At 50.1% G+C, this 18,571-nt stretch carries 13 protein-coding genes; 7 read left to right on the top strand and 6 right to left on the bottom strand.

The window, feature by feature from the left end; all coding sequences use genetic code 11:
• The 4 genes from QZ375_RS00995 to QZ375_RS00980 form a co-directional block, all read left to right on the top strand.
• Positions 1-1,136 (top strand): hypothetical protein (locus QZ375_RS00995; RefSeq protein ID WP_295214114.1); only part of this gene is annotated, 1,136 nt, incomplete at its 5' end.
• 299 nt (positions 1,137-1,435) lie between these two features.
• Positions 1,436-2,140, top strand: coding sequence for a PspA/IM30 family protein (locus tag QZ375_RS00990; protein ID WP_295214113.1), 705 nt, complete (start codon positions 1,436-1,438; stop codon positions 2,138-2,140).
• A 1-nt stretch (position 2,141) separates the two neighbouring features.
• Positions 2,142-2,300 carry a hypothetical protein gene (locus QZ375_RS00985; RefSeq protein ID WP_295214112.1) on the top strand — a complete coding sequence of 53 codons (159 nt, stop codon included), beginning with the start codon at positions 2,142-2,144 and terminating at the stop codon, positions 2,298-2,300.
• A 157-nt stretch (positions 2,301-2,457) separates the two neighbouring features.
• Positions 2,458-3,096 carry a 3'-5' exonuclease gene (locus QZ375_RS00980; protein ID WP_295214111.1) on the top strand — a complete coding sequence of 213 codons (639 nt, stop codon included), beginning with the start codon at positions 2,458-2,460 and terminating at the stop codon, positions 3,094-3,096.
• Between the two features lie 150 nt (positions 3,097-3,246).
• On the opposite strand, the gene guaA is transcribed toward QZ375_RS00980, so the two are convergent.
• From guaA to QZ375_RS00965, 3 genes are all read right to left on the bottom strand, one after another.
• Positions 3,247-4,785, bottom strand: a complete 1,539-nt coding sequence (gene guaA / locus QZ375_RS00975; protein WP_295214110.1) for a glutamine-hydrolyzing GMP synthase — start codon at positions 4,783-4,785, stop codon at positions 3,247-3,249.
• Positions 4,786-5,137: 352 nt separating this feature from the next.
• The gene (locus QZ375_RS00970; protein WP_295214109.1) at positions 5,138-6,304 is read right to left on the bottom strand and encodes an FtsW/RodA/SpoVE family cell cycle protein; all 1,167 of its coding nucleotides are present in this window, start codon (positions 6,302-6,304) and stop codon (positions 5,138-5,140) included.
• Positions 6,305-6,344: 40 nt separating this feature from the next.
• Complete coding sequence (locus QZ375_RS00965; RefSeq protein WP_295214108.1) at positions 6,345-7,868, bottom strand: YifB family Mg chelatase-like AAA ATPase; 1,524 nt, start codon at positions 7,866-7,868, stop codon at positions 6,345-6,347.
• A gap of 529 nt (positions 7,869-8,397) precedes the next feature.
• Here QZ375_RS00965 and QZ375_RS00960 point away from each other — a divergent pair.
• The 3 genes from QZ375_RS00960 (at position 8,398) to QZ375_RS00950 (ending at position 16,255) form a co-directional block, all read left to right on the top strand.
• The gene (locus QZ375_RS00960) at positions 8,398-12,276 is read left to right on the top strand and encodes a DNA-directed RNA polymerase subunit beta (RefSeq protein WP_295214107.1); all 3,879 of its coding nucleotides are present in this window, start codon (positions 8,398-8,400) and stop codon (positions 12,274-12,276) included.
• A 99-nt stretch (positions 12,277-12,375) separates the two neighbouring features.
• Positions 12,376-15,951 carry a DNA-directed RNA polymerase subunit beta' gene (gene rpoC / locus QZ375_RS00955; protein WP_295214106.1) on the top strand — a complete coding sequence of 1,192 codons (3,576 nt, stop codon included), beginning with the start codon at positions 12,376-12,378 and terminating at the stop codon, positions 15,949-15,951.
• 4 nt (positions 15,952-15,955) lie between these two features.
• Positions 15,956-16,255, top strand: coding sequence for a hypothetical protein (locus tag QZ375_RS00950; protein WP_295214105.1), 300 nt, complete (start codon positions 15,956-15,958; stop codon positions 16,253-16,255).
• A gap of 61 nt (positions 16,256-16,316) precedes the next feature.
• On the opposite strand, the gene QZ375_RS00945 is transcribed toward QZ375_RS00950, so the two are convergent.
• Genes QZ375_RS00945 through pyrB form a run of 3 tightly spaced genes read right to left on the bottom strand, consistent with a single transcriptional unit; the run spans position 16,317 to position 18,428 of the window.
• Positions 16,317-16,862, bottom strand: a complete 546-nt coding sequence (locus QZ375_RS00945; RefSeq protein ID WP_295214104.1) for a hypothetical protein — start codon at positions 16,860-16,862, stop codon at positions 16,317-16,319.
• Positions 16,863-16,894: 32 nt separating this feature from the next.
• Positions 16,895-17,311 (bottom strand): hypothetical protein, encoded by a 417-nt coding sequence (locus QZ375_RS00940; protein ID WP_295214103.1) that lies wholly within the window; start codon positions 17,309-17,311, stop codon positions 16,895-16,897.
• A gap of 31 nt (positions 17,312-17,342) precedes the next feature.
• Positions 17,343-18,428 carry an aspartate carbamoyltransferase gene (gene pyrB, locus QZ375_RS00935; protein WP_295214102.1) on the bottom strand — a complete coding sequence of 362 codons (1,086 nt, stop codon included), beginning with the start codon at positions 18,426-18,428 and terminating at the stop codon, positions 17,343-17,345.
• Between the last annotated feature and the right edge of the window lie 143 nt (positions 18,429-18,571).

Raw genomic sequence — 18,571 nt, 5'->3', positions numbered from 1 at the left:
CGACTTCCACCAGCGCAACAACGGCTCAGACCACGCAGTCTACCGCAGGTCCTACAAAGCCGACAGAAACAACGACTACAACAACTGAAACAGCTGCTACAACAACGGAAGCAAATACAACGACTTCCACCAGCGCAACAACGGCTCAGACCACGCAGTCTACCGCAGGTCCTACCAAGCCGACAGAAACAACGACCACAACAACTGAAACAACGACCACAACAACGACTACGACTACCGCAACCACGACAGAATCCGAGACCACGACTACAACGACAACAGAATCTGAGACTACAACCACAACGACAACTTCTTATGCAACCACTACGACTACGACAACCACAACTACGACAACCACGACCACCACTACAACTACCACCGTAACCACAACAGAAACAACGACAACGCCAGTGGTAATTATGAAACAGGATGCAGAAGGCAATCTGCTGGGTGGCGCTTCGCTGCAGCTGACCGATGAGAAGGGAACGGTCGTTGCTGCTTGGATCTCGGAGGAAGGTACGGCATATCCGTTGCCGGATCTGACACCTGATATGGTATATTGCCTGACAGAATTGGAAGCACCGACAGATTTCGCAGTGGCAGAACCTGTTTACTTCCGGGTGAATGCGGATGGCGTATTGGAACTGCTGACCTATACCGTAGATGCTGATGGCAATATGGTATTGCAGGATGTGACGCCTGGTATCGATGGTCAGGTGATCATGATAGACGCATATCTGGGCACGGGAACACTTCCTACAACATCAACTACTGTAACAACTACCACAACCACCACCACAACAACTGCAACAGAAACGACAACCACACCGCACAATACCACAGAAAATAACGGTGTACATACGCCTTCCAGTAAGACAGATGTCACAACAACTGAAACTACCGCTTCTGGAACAGAGACAACAAGCAGCATTTCCAGCAATGGCACAGGTACTACTACAGGTGCCGTAAAGGCATCTGCAACCAGTACGACAGCCAGGGCTTCTTCCAACAGATCGTCCAGCAGCAGTAAGGTAAGCAGTACGCCGAAAACCAATGACCGCAGTGTCACAATTATGCTGACAGCAGGCGCATCTCTGCTTCTGCTTCTGGCGTGCAGAAAAAAGTTTAAAAAATAACGGCGTGACATGATCTTCAGATCTGTCTATGAAAATGCGGCAGGTACTGCAATGTGCGGTATCTGCCGCATTTGTTTTGTGGATCGCTGCACTTGTAAGTGTTTTGTAGTATTTTCGATGAAAAAGTTGGCAGAATGCAGAGCGTTTTCTTCTGATTTTCGGAAAATTTGGAGGAAATGCTGATGGGAGAGGGGATTTGTAAATGTTTTGTAAGATTTCTCTTGACAAGTGACCGGGAATACGATATAATAAGAATAACATATTCCGCATCAAACAATGGTATCATGGAGGAATTCATAATGGGCATTTTTTCCAGAATTGGCGATGTTTTCAAGGCCAATATCAATGATATGATCGACCGGGCAGAGGATCCGGAGAAGATGGTAAAGCAGATCATCCTGGATCTGCAAAAGGAAGTCAGCCAGGCAACCCAGGCGTTGGGTAAAGCGATGGCAAGTGAGCGGATCGCAAAGCGGCAGTATGACAATGCCGTAAAGGTCTCCGCAGATTGGGAAGCAAAGGCGAAGGCTGCCCTCAATGCGGGTGAAGTAGATCTGGCGAAAAAGGCACTGTCCAACAAGGTGAAGGCGGACGAAGATGTGAAGCAGTACCAGCAGATGTACGAGCAGATTTCTGCTCAGACAGAGCAGGTGCGGGAACAGGTGGAGACGCTGAAATCCAAGCTGGAAGAAGCAAAAAGCCGCCAGGCAATGCTGATAGCACGTTCTCAGATGGCAAAGACACAGAAGAATCTGGCACAGTCTGTGGGCGGTTTGGATTCTTCTAGTGCGCTGGATAAGTTTAATCGCATGGAAGAAAAGGTAACGCGCCAGGAGGCAGAGGCGGCGGCTTTTGCAGAAATGGCAGGTTCTGACAGCTCTGCAGATGAAAAGACCTTTGAGCAGTTGCAGCATGATATGGAAGTGGATGCAGAGTTACAGCGCCTGATGGCGGAAATGGGGCAGACAGGTGCAGAACCGGAAACAGAAGGGAGCATGATGTAACATGGAAAAAAAGTCTGAGAGATCTTCAATCGGCAGTCTGATTTTTGTTCTGACTCTGATCGCAGCAGGCGTTGCGGCTGTGGTATATGCTCTTTCTACCCATCGTCGACATGTGAATCGGGAAAAATGGAAGGATTATGACGAGTGCGGTCTGGTGTGATCGATCTTGAAGAAATCTGTGAACACAATTTAATACAATGACAGACGGATGCAGTAGTGATGTGACTGCATCCTTTATTTTTTCAAAAATGAATTGCAATTTAAAAAAAGTTGTGATATAATAGAATCAATGAATTGGATAAAAAGGGGAAGTGGACATGCACGGCAATAAAATTGTTTTGGATCTGGAATTTACACCCATTCGAGACCCGGATCTGCAATTGGTGGCAAGCAGTGAAATTTTAGAAATTGGTGCAGTGAAACTGAATGAACAAAATGAGCTCCTGGAGGAGTTTCAGACCTATGTGAGACCCCAATACAGCAGCATTCCGCCGCATATTACACGGATCACCGGGATCAATAGCCAAACAGTGGCTTCAGCACCGGATTATGCAGCGGCGGTACAGGAATTCACCCAATGGGTCGGCAGCAAGGAGCCTAGCCGATTTTATACCTGGAGCAAATCGGATCAGGCCGTGCTGCTCCGGGAGGCAGACCTGAAGGAGCATCTCCTGCACGATATGTTTTATACCCATTGGGTGGACTTGCAGCGGATCCACCAGCGGATCTACGGTTTTTCCCGTCCTATGAATTTGACCAGCGCACTTGGCTCTATGCAGATCTATTTTGCCGGAACAGAGCACGGCGCACTGGCTGATGCCAGAAATACAGCTGAGATTTTGCGGAATCTCAGCAGCGTGCGTGGTGTGCAGGAACGCATTGAGCAGTCTCATATTACATATAACAATAGGGAATCGCATGGGTTTACCATGGATCTGGTATTTAAGAAAAAGTAGAGTTCTCCCTATAATAAAGGAAAAAGGCCTAACTGATCTACCAAGAATCAGTTAGGTCTTTTTTATGATTCAGATAATACTAAATCGTTGCCGCTCATCAATAGCACAAGCTGAAACCACGTATTTATACCATTTCAGAGGATATATACATTATTCCCACTCAATCGTAGCCGGCGGCTTTGTGGTAATATCATACACCACTCGATTGATATGCTTTACCTCATTGACGATCCGGGCAGAAATGACTTCCAGCACCTCATAGGGAATCCGTGCGAAATCCGCTGTCATGAAGTCTGTGGTAGTGACACCACGGAGCGCCAGCGTGTAGTCATAGGTGCGTCCATCGCCCATGACGCCTACAGAACGCATACTGGTGAGCACAGCAAAGTACTGGTGGATGCTCCGATCCAGACCAGCCTTTGCGATCTCTTCCCGGAAGATCCAGTCTGCATCCTGGAGGATTTCCAGCTTTTCGTCGGTAATTTCGCCGATAATACGGATAGCAAGACCCGGTCCTGGGAAAGGCTGACGCCATACCAGATTTTCCGGCAGCCCCAGTTCAATGCCCAGCTGACGTACTTCGTCCTTGAACAGCAGGCGCAGAGGTTCGATGATCTCCTTGAAATCTACGTAGTCTGGCAGACCGCCTACGTTATGGTGGGACTTGATCACAGCCGCATCCCCCGAGCCGCTTTCGATGACATCGGGATAAATGGTGCCCTGTGCCAGGAAATCTACTGTGCCCAGCTTCTTGGATTCCCGTTCGAAGGCACGGATAAATTCTTCACCAATGGTCTTTCGCTTGGTTTCCGGATCAGAAACGCCGTTGAGCTTTTCCATAAAGGCAGCCTTAGCATTCACACGGATAAAATTGATGTCCTGGTCAGCAAATGCAGCTTCCACCTCGTCGCCCTCGTTTTTCCGCAGAAAACCGTGGTCTACAAAAATACAGGTCAGCTTCTTGCCCACAGCACGGGAGAGAAGCGCTGCACAGACAGAGCTGTCCACGCCGCCAGACAATGCCAGCAGTACTCTGCCGTCGCCCACCTTTTCCCGAATTTGCTGGATGGCAGTTTTAGCGTAATTGCCCATGGTCCAGTCGCCGGTGCAGCCGCAGACGTTTTTTAGGAAACTGTCCAGGATGGACAGACCGTGCTCGGTATGGTTGACCTCTGGGTGAAATTGTACGGCATAAAGCTTTTTCTCTGGATTTGCCATGGCGGCAACAGGGCAGTTTTCAGTGTGCGCTGTAATGGTAAAGCCTTCTGGTGCTTCGGAGATGTAGTCTGTATGGCTCATCCAGGAGATGGCCTGTTTTGGCAATTCTTCTGCGCTGAAAAGGGCGCAGGATTTGTCATAGATGGTTTCCGTTTTTCCGTATTCCGATGTGGTGCAGGTGGAAACTGTACCGCCCAGAGTGTATGCCATGAGCTGACAGCCGTAGCAGATGCCCAGGATCGGAATGCCCATTTCAAAGATTTCCTTTGCAATATGGGGCGAGTTTTCGTCATAGACGCTGTTGGGACCGCCGGTGAAAATAATGCCCACAGGGTTGCGTGCGGCAATTTCCTCCAGAGGTGTGGTATAGCGGAGTACTTCGCAGTAAACGCCGCATTCCCGAATGCGCCGGGCAATAAGCTGATTGTACTGACCGCCGAAGTCCAGCACCAGAACCAGTTGATTTTTCATAGGTTTCGTTTCCTTTCCGTGCAGGGGTGCACTTCGTTTCTTTTATTATGCCATTTTTTTTGGAAAAAAGCAAGTACTTTATAATGCATAATGAATAATGAGCAATGAATAAATTTTATCGTTTAACTTTTCTGAATCTGTTATTTTATGCGTATTTTTAGGCGGATGCCATGTCTCGGATATATTCAGAAAAGCGGAAAATATTACCCATAAAACTGTAGGGGCGAACTGTGTTCGCCCGCTGATTCTGGAAATCATCCACCGGGCGAACACAGTTCGCCCCTACATTTGCATCGTATTTGTGGGGGACACATACGAAAAACTGTTCAAATCATTATGCATTATTGTGGCATTATTCGAAAACACGATATCTCTTATCATTATGACTATACGCACTGACCACGAAGCCCAGTGCAATGTACATGCTCACTGTTGCCGTACCACCGGCGCTGATGAAAGGCAAGGGCACGCCGATAACCGGTGCAACTTTCAGTACCATGCCAATGTTCATGACACAGTGGATGAACAGCATGGAGAAAACGCCGGTGCAGATGAACATGCCCAGCTTATCCTTGGAGCGGTAACCGTCATAGAGGATTTTCAGGCAGAGGAATGCCAGCACCAGCACCACTGCCATAGCACCTACGAAGCCTAGCGCCTGACCCACGTGTGCGAACATGAAGTCGTTGTGGAGCTCCGGCACGGAGACGTAGGCATCTTCTCCGGAAAAAAGCCCCACGCCAAAAACTTTGCCGTTTGCCAGGGCTTTCAGTCCCAGGTCTTGCTGATACTCGATGCCGTCTGGATCCATGCCAGGGTGAAGCAGCACCAAGATACGTTTTTTGTGGGTATCCCCCAGGATGAAATTCCACACGGCAATGAGTGCCGCCGGAATGGCAAAGAGCAAGCCCAGGACATATTTCCAGGAAATTTTCGCTGAAAGCAGCATCCCCAGAAAGATGACCGCAAAGACGATCGCCGTGCCGTAGTCTCCTTGCAGGGCAATGAGTCCCGTGGGAATGGCACCATGAATGCAGAGTAATAGCATATGCAGGGGCTTGTTCATGTTGCCTTCATCCTTTGCCAGGTGGAGCGCAAAGGTGAGGATAAAGGTGAGTTTCAGCACCTCAGAAGGCTGGAACTGGATAAAGCCTAGATTCAGCCATGCCTGGTCATCTGCTCCGGCTCGCTTGTGTCCCAGAGAGGTGAAACAAAGGAGGGTCAGAAGCAGGGCGATGGGGGCATAGAGAAACCAGAGCCGTACAATTTTATGATAATCCACAACGGAAAGTACCAGGACGCAGATGATTCCCAGGATGCAGGAAAACAGCTGGGTGCGGTATTGGCTTGCGTCCACAGCACTGATGATGCTGTTCTGCCAGATGGAATACAGCAGGAGAATGCTCAGTCCGGAACAGAGGAGTGCGGTGAAAATCAGGGATTTGTCCAGCCGCCGCCAGTACTGGGGAAACCAGCGTTCTGGTTTTTCCCGCCGGGTGGGAGTGTATTGTCTTTTCATGGAGATCCTTTCTAGAAAAAATCTAATTGCTTTGATGCTGTTATTGTGCCCAGTATTTCCGATCCAGGCTGCGGAACTGTGCTGCTGCGGCGATGTGCTGCTTCTGAATGACCGTACTGCCGTCCAGATCGGCAATGGTTCTCGCTACCTTTAAGATTCGGTCATAGGCTCGTGCGCTCAGTCCCAACTTGTCGAATACTGCCCGGAGCAGTGCGGACGCATTGTCATCCATGGGACAGAATTCCTGCAATCTCCCGGCAGGGATCACGGCGTTGCAGAAAATATCTGTGCCGATGAAGCGCTCGTTTTGCACTGCACGTGCTTTCTGCACCCGTGCACGGATGGCGGCAGAAGATTCCGCCTTTGTCTTTGCCGAAAGATCATCAAAGGAGACCGGTTCTACCTCAATGTGCAGGTCGAACCGATCCAGCAGCGGACCGGAAATACGTCCCAGATATTGCCGTACCTGCCGGTCGGAACAAGTGCACTTGCGCCGGGGATGACCGAAATAACCGCAGGGGCAGGGATTCATGGCACCCACCAGCATCATAGAACAGGGATAAGAGACTGTTCCAGCAGCACGGGTAATGGTGACACGCCGGTCTTCCAAAGGCTGGCGCATGATTTCCAGAGTGCGATGGTCGAATTCTGCCAATTCGTCCAGAAACAGCAGTCCGTTGTGAGCCAGGGAAATTTCTCCCGGACGAGGAATGGTGCCGCCGCCAACCAGTCCTGCACCGGAAATGGTGTGATGGGGCGAGCGGAAAGGCCGCCTTGTCATCAGCGGATGCTTCGAATCCAGAAGCCCGGCAATGGAATAGATCTGGGTGGTCTCCATGGATTCTGCCGGGGTCATTTCCGGGAGAATGGATGGAATCCGTTTGGCAAGCATACTTTTACCGCTGCCGGGACTGCCGATCATGAGGGCGTTGTGTCCGCCCGCCGCTGCGATCTCCAAGGCGTATTTTGCATTCTGCTGCCCTTTGACATCGGCAAAGTCCAGGATCTCTCCGGATTCAGATGCTTCCGGCACGTAGGTGGTCTGCTGCCGGATTGTATCACCCTGTTCCAGATGCGTCCGGAGTTCCGCAATGCTGTGGACACCATAGACGGGGATGCCGGCGGCTGAGGCTTCGGCGGCATTGTCTGCCGGAACGTATAGTTCCCTTGCACCGTTCTGTGCAGCGAGAAGCGCCATGGGCAGGACGCCGTTTACGGAACGCACCTGCCCCGACAGGGAGACTTCGCCGATAAAATATCGGTATGCTGGCTGGGGAGAAAGCTGATCCATGCTCACCAGAATGCCAAGAAGAATGGCAAGGTCATGCATGGTGCCGATTTTTTTCACATCAGCCGGTGCCAGATTTACAGTGATCCGCCGGGGCGGCAGGGCAATGGAAATACTGCCCAATGCAGAGCGGATGCGTTCCCGGCTTTCCCGGACGGTGGCGTCCGGCAGTCCCACGATCTCAAACTGGGGGTTGCCCCGGCTCATGCTGACTTCCACATCTACCGGAAAGGCGTTCAGACCGAAAAGCCCGAGACTTTTGATTTGGGTAAACAAGCTGGTTCACCTCGTTTGTAATTAGATTTATGCCATTGCGCTACGGTAAAATGAACACAATGTAGGGGCGAACTGCGTTCGCCCGTGGCTTTATACGCAGAAAATTTGCGGGCGAACACAGTTCGCCCCTACACTGGAGCATGATGCCCTGCAAAGCACGCTGCAAAGATATTTACATACCAACAGTATAGCATGATTTTCGAAAAAAGTAAATACTGTTTTTCATGGCAAAGGGCAAAGAAGGGCGGCATATGGGACGATTTTGGAGAGGTATACAAAAAAACGCTTATGCTTCCAAGGAAACATGAGCGTTTGAACAAAATTTACAAAATATGCTTGACAGGCAGTGGGCAATGTTATATAATTATAAAATGTATCGTAATGTGAAAATATATTTTTCAGCAAAATAGTATACCACATTCCGCCCACGCCTGTCAAGAGGATTCTGAAATTTTGAAAAAAAGAAAGTTTCGCTCCGGCAGGCGGATTTTATGCCATGTCTGATAAAGAGTAAGGAGGTTTTTCGCCAATGGTGCATGTTACGCCAAAGCAGTGCGGGAAAAACGTTCGTATGAACTTCGGTAAGATCAACGAGGTTCTCGAAATGCCGAACCTGATCGAGGTACAGAAAAACTCGTACAACTGGTTCCGTGAAAAGGGTCTGAAAGAGGTTTTCCGTGACGTTTCTTCCATTACGGATTATAACGGCAATCTGGTTTTGAACTTTACGGACTATCGGATCGATGACACGCCGAAATATTCCATTGCAGAGTGCAAGGAACGTGACGTCACATATGCGGCGCCCCTTCGTGTGACTGCGACGCTCTGGAACAAGGAGACCGGTGAAGTAAAAGAAAGCGAGATCTTCATGGGCGACTTTCCGCTGATGACGGAGAGCGGCACGTTTGTCATCAATGGTGCGGAGCGTGTTATCGTATCTCAGCTGGTTCGTTCTCCGGGTGTATATTATGCGTCGGAGAAAGACCGCACCGGTAAGGATCTGTTCAAGGCAACTGTCATTCCGAACCGGGGCGCATGGCTGGAATATGAAATGGATTCTAACGATGTGGTCTATGTCCGCATCGATAAAAACCGTAAGATTCCGATCACGACCTTTATCCGTGCCCTGGGTATCGGCAGCGATGAGGAAATTGCAGAGATGTTCGCCGATGACGAACGTCTGAATCAGACTATCCTGCAAAAGGATGCCGCAAAAAATACAGAGGATGCTCTCATCGATGTGTACAAGAAGCTCCGTCCGGGCGAGCCGCCTACGGTGGAAAGCTCTCTGACACATCTGAACAACCTCTTCTTTGATGCGAAGCGGTACGATCTGTGCCGGTTTGGTCGGTATAAATACAATAAAAAGCTGGGCATTGCCAGCCGTCTGGCAGGCCATGAGCTGTCCCGTCCGGTCATTGACGAGACCACCGGTGAGCTGCTCTTTGATGCAGGTCAGACCTTGACATTCGACCAGGCAATGCAGGTACAGGAAGCAGGCATCAAGGAAGCCTTTATCAAGGTAGAAACAAAGGAATATTTTGTGACCGAATCCGGTGAGAATGAGATCCGCTTTGTGGAAAAGGAAATCAAGATCATCGGCAACGGCATGGTAGATATCAGCAGCTATGTGAACTTTGACTGCGAGGAACTGGGCATCAGCGAAAAGGTGCGCTATACTGTGCTCCGTGAGATCCTGGATTCCTGCGCTGATGAGGAAGAACTCCGCATGGCGATCCGCAAGCGTGCAGATGAACTTGTGCCCAAGCACATCATTCTGGAAGATATCTATGCTACGATCAGCTACTTCCTGAACCTTTGCGACGGCGTGGGCAATGTGGACGACATCGACCACCTGGGCAACCGCCGTATTCGTTCTGTGGGCGAACTGCTTCAGAACCAGTTCCGCATCGGTTTCACTCGTATGGAGCGTGTCATCCGGGAGCGCATGAATATTCAAGCACAGGATATGGATGTTGTTACCCCGCAGGCACTGGTCAACATCCGCCCGGTGACTTCGGCGATCAAGGAATTCTTTGGTTCTTCGCCTCTGTCCCAGTTCATGGATCAGAACAACCCGCTGGCTGAACTGACTCACAAGCGCCGTTTGTCGGCACTGGGCCCTGGCGGTCTGTCTCGTGATCGTGCCGGATTTGAGGTGCGTGACGTACACTACAGCCACTACGGCAGAATGTGTCCTATTGAGACACCGGAAGGTCCGAACATCGGTCTGATCTCCTATCTGGCAACATTTGCACGCATCAATCAGTACGGCTTCATTGAAGCGCCCTACCGAAAGGTAGACAAGGCCACGGGCTGTGTTACAGATGAAGTTGTTTATATGACTGCCGACATGGAGGATAACTACATTGTAGCCCAGGCAAATGAACCGCTGACTGAGGACGGTCATTTCGCTAATGCCAAGGTAGCCGGCCGTTATCGGGATCAGATCCTGGAGATCGAAGCGGAAAAGGTCGATTTCATGGACGTTTCACCGAAGATGGTAGTTTCTGTTGCGACTTCTATGATCCCGTTCCTGGAAAACGACGATGCAAACCGTGCCCTCATGGGCTCTAACATGCAGCGTCAGGCTGTGCCGCTGCTGAAGACAGAGCGTCCTTTTGTGGGTACTGGTATGGAATATAAGGCAGCCGTAGACTCCGGCGTCTGCATCGTGTCGGAATATGACGGCGTCATTGATTCTGTTTCCGCAGATGAGATCGTTCTGGTGGACAATGATCACAAGACACACAAGTATCACCTCCAGAAATTCAAGCGTTCCAACCAGGCGACTTGTATCAACCAGCGTCCTATCGTTGACGCCGGCGAACGTGTTCGCAAGGGGCAGGTTTTGGCAGATGGTCCGGCAACGGCTGACGGTGAAATTTCTCTGGGTAAGAATGCCCTCATCGGCTTCATGACCTGGGAGGGTTATAACTATGAGGATGCTGTTCTGCTGAATGAGCGTCTGGTACGTGAGGATGTGTTTACCTCCGTACACATTGAAGAATATGAGATCGAGTGCCGTGATACTAAGCTGGGACCGGAAGAAATTACCCGGGATATCCCAAATGTGGGTGACGATGCACTGAAAGATCTGGACGAAAACGGTATTATCCGCATCGGTGCAGAAGTACATGCCGGCGATATTCTGGTCGGCAAGGTTACCCCGAAGGGTGAAACAGAACTGACCGCAGAAGAGCGGCTGCTGCGTGCTATCTTTGGTGAAAAGGCACGTGAAGTCCGTGACAACTCTTTGAAAGTACCTCACGGCGAAGCGGGTATCATTGTAGATGTAAAGATCTTTACCCGTGAAAATTGTGATGAATTGTCTCCGGGTGTTAATATGCTGGTGCGCTGCTATATTGCACAGAAACGTAAGATCTCCATCGGCGATAAGATGGCAGGACGTCACGGTAACAAGGGTGTCGTTTCGAGAATTTTGCCGGAAGAGGACATGCCCTTCCTGCCGGATGGCACACCGCTGGATATTGTGCTGAATCCTCTGGGCGTACCGTCTCGTATGAACATTGGACAGGTGCTGGAAGTACACCTGGGTATGGCTGCAAAGGCACTGGGCTGGCACATTATGACGCCGGTATTCGATGGCGCACATGAGGATGATATCCGTGCTTGTTTCCGTGAAGCCAACGAGCAGAATGCACCCCACCGGGATGATCCCTTTGAACTGAAACCTATGGATAAGGTCATCAATCCCAAGGCACTGGAAATGTGTGAGGACGGCAAGTTCACCCTGTATGACGGCCGTACCGGTGAAAAGTTCGACAACCGTGTTACTGTCGGTTATATGTATTACCTCAAACTCCACCACCTGGTAGACGATAAGATCCATGCACGTTCTGTCGGTCCTTATGCTCTGGTAACACAGCAGCCTTTGGGCGGTAAGGCGCAGTTCGGCGGACAGCGTTTCGGTGAGATGGAAGTATGGGCGCTGGAGGCTTATGGTGCAGCATACACCCTTCAGGAGATCCTGACCGTGAAATCTGACGATACTGTGGGTCGTGTCAACACCTACGAGGCAATTGTCAAGGGTCAGAATGTGCCGAAGCCGGGTCTGCCGGAGTCCTTCAAGGTATTGATCAAGGAGATGCAGTCTCTGGGTCTGGACGTCAAGGCACTCGACAGCAATCAGGAAGAAATCGACCTCAAGTCCAACTTTGACGAAGATGATGCTATCATTCCGCAGCCGGTAAGCTTTGCAGACGATGCAGAAGAGACTATGCTGTATGATGAAGTGGATAAGGATATGGAAGATGCCGGACTGTCCTTTGAGGACACTGACCTGGATGAAGAAGACTTCTTGGGCAGCGCTGAAGATCATGATGCAGAGGATGACGATGCACTGTTTGGCCTGAACATGGACGATGGCAACGAAGATCTGCTCTGATCATTATGGGTTCGGTTAGAGATTAGTATCAGTATCTGAAAATATACACAGGCGGCAATGCCGTCTGTTTCCTCATAGATCGTAGTAGGAGGTAACGGTTTGGAATTTAATACTTTTGAATCCATCAAGATCTGTCTCGCTTCTCCGGAGCGCATCCGGGAGTGGTCTTATGGTGCTGTAGAACGTCCGGAGACAATCAATTACCGTACACAGAAGCCGGAGCGTGACGGTCTGTACTGCGAACGCATTTTCGGACCGACGAAGGACTGGGAGTGCCACTGCGGAAAGTTCAAGAAGATCCGCTTCAAGGGTAAGGTCTGCGACCGCTGCGGCGTAGAAGTTACCCGTGCAAAAGTGCGCCGGGAACGAATGGGTCACATCGAGTTGGCTGCGCCGGTTTCTCACATCTGGTACTTTAAAGGCACACCGTCCCGTATCGGTCAGATGCTGGAAATATCCCAGAAGCGTCTGGAAGAAGTGCTCTATTTTACAAAGTTTATTGTACTGGATCCGGGTTCTACTGACCTGGTGCCGAAGCAGCTGCTCACAGAAAAGGAATATATCGCATATCGGGAAAAGTACGGTGATGAATTCGTAGCAGAAATGGGTGCTGAGGCGATCCAGAAGCTGTTGAAAGCCATAGATCTGGACGAACTGGCAGCAGAACTGAAAACCGAACTGGCTGGACTTTCCTCCGGTCAGAAGCGTGTGAAGCTGCTGAAGCGTCTGGAAATCGTAGAGGCATTCCGCCAGTCGGGTAACCGCCCGGAGTGGATGATCCTGGATGTAGTTCCGGTTATTCCGCCGGATCTGCGCCCCATGGTCATGTTGGATGGCGGACGTTATGCAACATCTGACTTGAACGATCTGTACCGCCGTGTCATCAACCGGAACAACCGTCTGAAGCGGATGTTGGAACTGGATGCGCCGGACATTATCGTTCGTAACGAGAAGCGTATGCTCCAGGAAGCTGTAGACGCCCTTATCGACAATGGACGCCACGGCAGACCGGTTACTGGTCCGAATAACCGTGCTCTGAAATCCTTGTCGGATATGCTGAAAGGTAAGCAGGGACGTTTCCGCCAGAACCTGTTGGGTAAGCGTGTTGACTATTCCGGTCGTTCTGTTATCGTTGTTGGTCCGGAACTGAAAATGTATCAGTGTGGTCTGCCGAAAGAAATGGCACTGGAGCTGTTCAAGCCTTTCGTGCTCAAGCGTCTGGTAGACACCAAGGTGATTGCCAATATCAAGAGCGCCCGGAAAATGGTGGATCGTGCATCTTCTGAAGTATGGGATGCTCTGGAAAATGTCATCCATGACCATCCGGTACTCCTGAACCGTGCGCCTACTCTGCACCGTCTGGGTATCCAGGCATTTGAACCGGTGCTGGTAGAAGGCCGTGCCCTGAAGCTGCACCCGTTGGTTTGCTCTGCGTTCAACGCTGACTTCGACGGTGACCAGATGGCAGTGCATCTGCCTCTGTCCGCTGAGGCACAGGCTGAGGCTCGTTTCCTCATGCTGGCTGCCAACAACCTGCTGAAGCCCTCGGACGGACGTCCGGTTGCTGTTCCGACACAGGATATGGTACTGGGTTCCTACTACCTGACCATGGAAAAGGACGGCGAAAAGGGCGAGGGAAAGGTGTTCCGGGATGTAAACGAAGCACTCATGGCATATCAGGAGGGCGATGTTTCCATTCACGCCAAGATCAAGGTGCGTATCACCAAGGATATCGGCGAAAAGCGTGTTTCCAAGATCATCGACTGCACTGTCGGCCGTTTGATCTTCAACGAAAATATTCCGCAGAATCTGGGCTATGTGGATCGTACCAATTCTGATAAGCAGTTTGACCTGGAAATTGCATTCCTGGTCGGCAAGAAGCAGCTGGGTCAGATCATTGACCGCTGCATCAAGATCCACGGTACAACAACAACTTCTGAGGTACTCGATAAGATCAAGGCGACCGGATTTAAATATTCCACCAAGGCTGCGATCACAGTTGCTGTCTGCGATGCGGAGATCCCGAAGGAAAAGTGGGATATCGTCAAGTCTGCCGATCAACAGGTTGATGAGATCACTACACAGTACGAGTACGGCTATATTTCTGCTGCGGAGAAATCCAAGCGGTTCATCGAAATCTGGAATAAGGCAACCAATGACGTTACGACAGCACTGCAGAACGGTCTGGATCGGTATAACCCCATCTTCATGATGGCAGATTCCGGTGCCCGTGGTAGTATCTCCCAGATTCGTCAGCTGGCAGGTATGCGTGGTCTGATCGCCAATACCTCTGGTGCGACCATTGAAATGCCGATTCGTTCCAATTATCGTGAAGGTCTGAATATTCTGGAATACTTCATTTCTTCCCGTGGTGCCCGTAAGGGCCTGGCAGATACGGCGCTGCGTACCGCTGACTCTGGTTATCTGACCCGTCGTCTGGTTGACGTTTCTCAGGATGTTATCATTCGGGAACAGGACTGCGGCGCAACAGATGGTCTGGAGATCTACGAAATTCGCAACGGCAATGAGCTCATCGAAAAACTGGCAGAGCGTCTAGTAGGCAGATTCTTGGTAGACGATCTGAGAGATCCACAGACCGGCGAGCTGGTGATTTCCAAGAATAAGATGCTCACAGAAGCAGATGCACAGAAGGTGTTGGACTGCGGCGTAGAGCGTATCAAGATCCGTTCGGTACTCATGTGCCGTGCAAAACAGGGCGTCTGCGCAAAGTGCTATGGTGCAAACCTGGCAAACGGCAACCTGGTTTCTGTGGGCGAAGCGGTTGGTATCATTGCAGCTCAGTCCATCGGTGAACCGGGTACACAGCTGACCATGCGTACCTTCCATACGGGCGGTATCGCATCAGCAGAAGATATCACACAGGGTCTGCCTCGTGTCGAAGAACTGTTTGAGAGCCGTCATCCGAAGAACGCTTCTGTTCTGTCCCGCATTGACGGTGTGGTGCACATTGAGGAAATCAAGACTTCCCGCACCATTATTGTCACAAATGAGGAGACTGGCGAGTCCGAATCCTACCCCATTCACTATAACTTCAAGATCCGTGTACGGGAAGGCGAGTATATTACAAAGGGTACCCGCATGACCGAAGGTAATGTATTCCCGGGTGATATTCTGAGCATTCTGGGCGTACAGGCGGTACAGGATTATATCATCAGCGAAGTACAGAAAGTATATCGCCTCCAGGGTGTAGATATTAACGATAAGCACATCGAGGTTATTGTTCGTCAGATGCTGCGTAAGGTAAAGATAGACGATTCTGGCAGCAGTTACTTGCTGCCGGGCACTATGGTGAGCCGCAGCAAGATTATGGAGATCAACGATGAGCTCCAGGCACGCATAGATGCAGGTGAGACTGAGGTAGCACTGGTGACTGTTGAGCCTATGCTCCAGGGTATTACCAAGGCAGCGTCCAGCTCTGACAGCTTCCTGTCGGCAGCGTCCTTCCAGGAGACCACAAAGGCTTTGACCGATGCAGCGATCCGCGGCAAGAGCGACTATCTGTACGGTCTGAAGGAAAACGTGCTGATCGGTAAGCTGATCCCAGCAGGAACTGGTATGGAAGTTTACAACAATGTAAAGATTTCCAAAAACGAGTCCTATCTGGAGCACAACACGGCAATGCCGTCCGCATCTCTTCCGACTTCTCTGGGCTAATGCCATGGAGAAATGCTGGAAAAAGGGACTTGTATGTGCCCTGAGTATGCTGATGCTCTGGGGAATGCCCGTGGGAAATGGGGCTTCTGCGGCGGAAACTGCACCGGCACAGACGGCTGTGACGACAGAGGCTCAGATAGAGGAGAAACCGTCCAAAGCCGTAAAGATCATCGGATTTCTGGCAATTTTTACAGTTGCTTGCGGCGTGACAGCCTATATGGTAATGCGTCCTAGCCTGAAAAAGCTGAAAGAGGCAAAGGGGCAGGCGGCGCAGATCAAAACGGACGATTCTGAAATAGAATAAATACAAACAGGGCTTACTGCATGGTTGAAGTGCAGTAAGCCCTGTTTTGGTATATATGAAATTATGTGTTTTGTTGGGCATCATAGAGAAGCCGTGTTGTCTGTTCAACCTCGCCCTCAATGAAAATGCGGAAAATATCAGATTTAGCAAAATAGCTCTTTCCGAAATAGTCGCCGTATTTATCAATGTTGGTGAAAATGAGGTGATCCTCATGAAGTTCAGAAATGAAACCTAGTTCGTCACCCTCATCGTCTTCTTTTTTGAAAATATTACAGAACAGGCGCTTTTCACAGCAGATACGTAAGACTTCTTCCAGCAGATTCTGTTCGGCATTCACAGGGAACACAGCAGGTTGGAGATCTCTCAGCCGGTATAGTATTTCATGCCGCCTGATGTCTTTGGTATCCGTTTCAAAGTAGATCACATCGGTAAAGAACACAAATCCACTGGGATATCCACTGTAATTCTGTTTGGACAGCAGCAATCCGCTTTCATCTATTGCCTGTATGTAGCCTACAAAATGGTAGTCGTAATCGGCGCTGTCACCGTAAATAGTGACCATTTCTTTGCGTTCCATGATGCGTTTCAATTCGTCTTGCATTTTCATGGTGTAGACTCCCTTGCGTTTTAATTATACTACTATACGGACATGTTTTCATTTAGCAGATCATTTGTATAGCGATTCAATGCCTCGCATGGCTCGTATTCACATTTATAGCCGATACCGTCGATTACAACGAAAGGATCGTATGCCATGATCTCCACCGTTGTGCCATCCGTTTTTTCCAGCGTAAATATGACAGATTGTCCGTCATATTCAGAATAGGAATTATCTTCTTCATAGATGACAACATCATGCAGGAGCGCAGTCAATTCTTTTGGCTCTGTTATAGAAATCATTTCGTCCGGAGGAAGCAATTGCACGGATGCGCTGTGGATATCCGATGATTGTAATTCAGCAAAGGGCTTATTTTCGCCGGATTCCTCGGCAGAACAGGAACAGAAAATGGCAGCGGTTACTATGAGAGAAGAGAAAATAAAAAACGCTTTTTTCATGTATATTCCCTTTGTATTGTTCGAAAATGTCTTAGTGCTCCATCAGAAGCCGTTCGTTACAAAATTCGCATTCCAGCAGAGAATCACCGATGGGAATGAAGCTCTTGGGCAGGTATGTTTCGGTGCAGGTGATACAATTGGGATTTTTGCAGGCGGCACCCGGTACGGTCTTGCCATGAAGCAGTGTAGTGTGGGTGTCCAGATTCAGCATGGTAATGATCAGTGCCATGCGCACATACATGCCATAGCGTGCCTGCTTGAAGTACATGGCACGGGGGTCGTCGTCCAGTGCCACTTCGATCTCATCCACACGGGGCAGGGGATGGAGCACGACGAGATCTTTTTTTGCCGCCTGCATTTTTTTGGTGGTGAGGATATAAGTGTCCTTCTGCGCCAGATATTCTTCCCGGCTGGCGAAACGCTCCTGTTGGATTCGTGTCATGTACAGTACATCCAGCTGGGGCAGAGCCTCTTCCAGAGAGGAGATCTCCTCGAATTCGCAGTTGCTTGCGTTCAGGATGTCCTTTACATAGGACGGCAGTCCCAACTCCGGGGTGGAGATCAGGATAAACCGGTTCCCTGGGAAACAGGACATGGCTTTCAGCAGGGAGTGTACAGTTCTGCCGTTGATGAGGTCGCCGCACAGACCGATGGTCAGATGGTCAAGGCGTCCCTTTTCGCACTGGAGGGTCAGCAGATCTGTGAGCGTTTGGGTGGGGTGGAGATGACCGCTGTCGCCAGCGTTGATGACCGGACAGTCTGCGGAAAGCGCTGCTGCCTTTGCTGCACCGGCAACAGGGTGGCGCATGACCAGAATATCCGCATAGCCGCTGACAATTTTCGTGGTATCCTTAAGGGTCTCACCCTTTGAGACGGAGGAATTTGCTGGATTGTCGAAGCCAATGAGTCTGCCGCCCAGACGCAGCATAGCGGTCTGGAAAGACATCTGTGTCCGGGTAGACGGTTCATAGAACAGGGTCGCCATGATTTTGTTGCTGCACGCGCCGGCGTAGATCTCCGGGTGATCTTTGATCTGTTCTCCCAGATCTACCACTTGTTTCCACCAGGAAACCGGGTAATCATTCAGGTCGATCAGATGCGGATAAGGTGAAATCATTATACGATACCTCCGTGTTTGAATTAGTATAAAATAAATGGATAAGAACCTGTTCAGCATCTTTTTTCGCACGTCCTTTCGGCAGATTTTGCCGTTAACTGCGTCGAAAATCCTTGCCATACGTCAGTATGCCTGCGGATTTT

The organism is Ruminococcus sp. (assembly GCF_019417665.1).
In the GTDB taxonomy this organism is placed as follows: Bacteria; Bacillota; Clostridia; order Oscillospirales; family Ruminococcaceae; genus Ruminococcus_C.
This window is presented reverse-complemented; position numbering and strand designations above follow the sequence as displayed.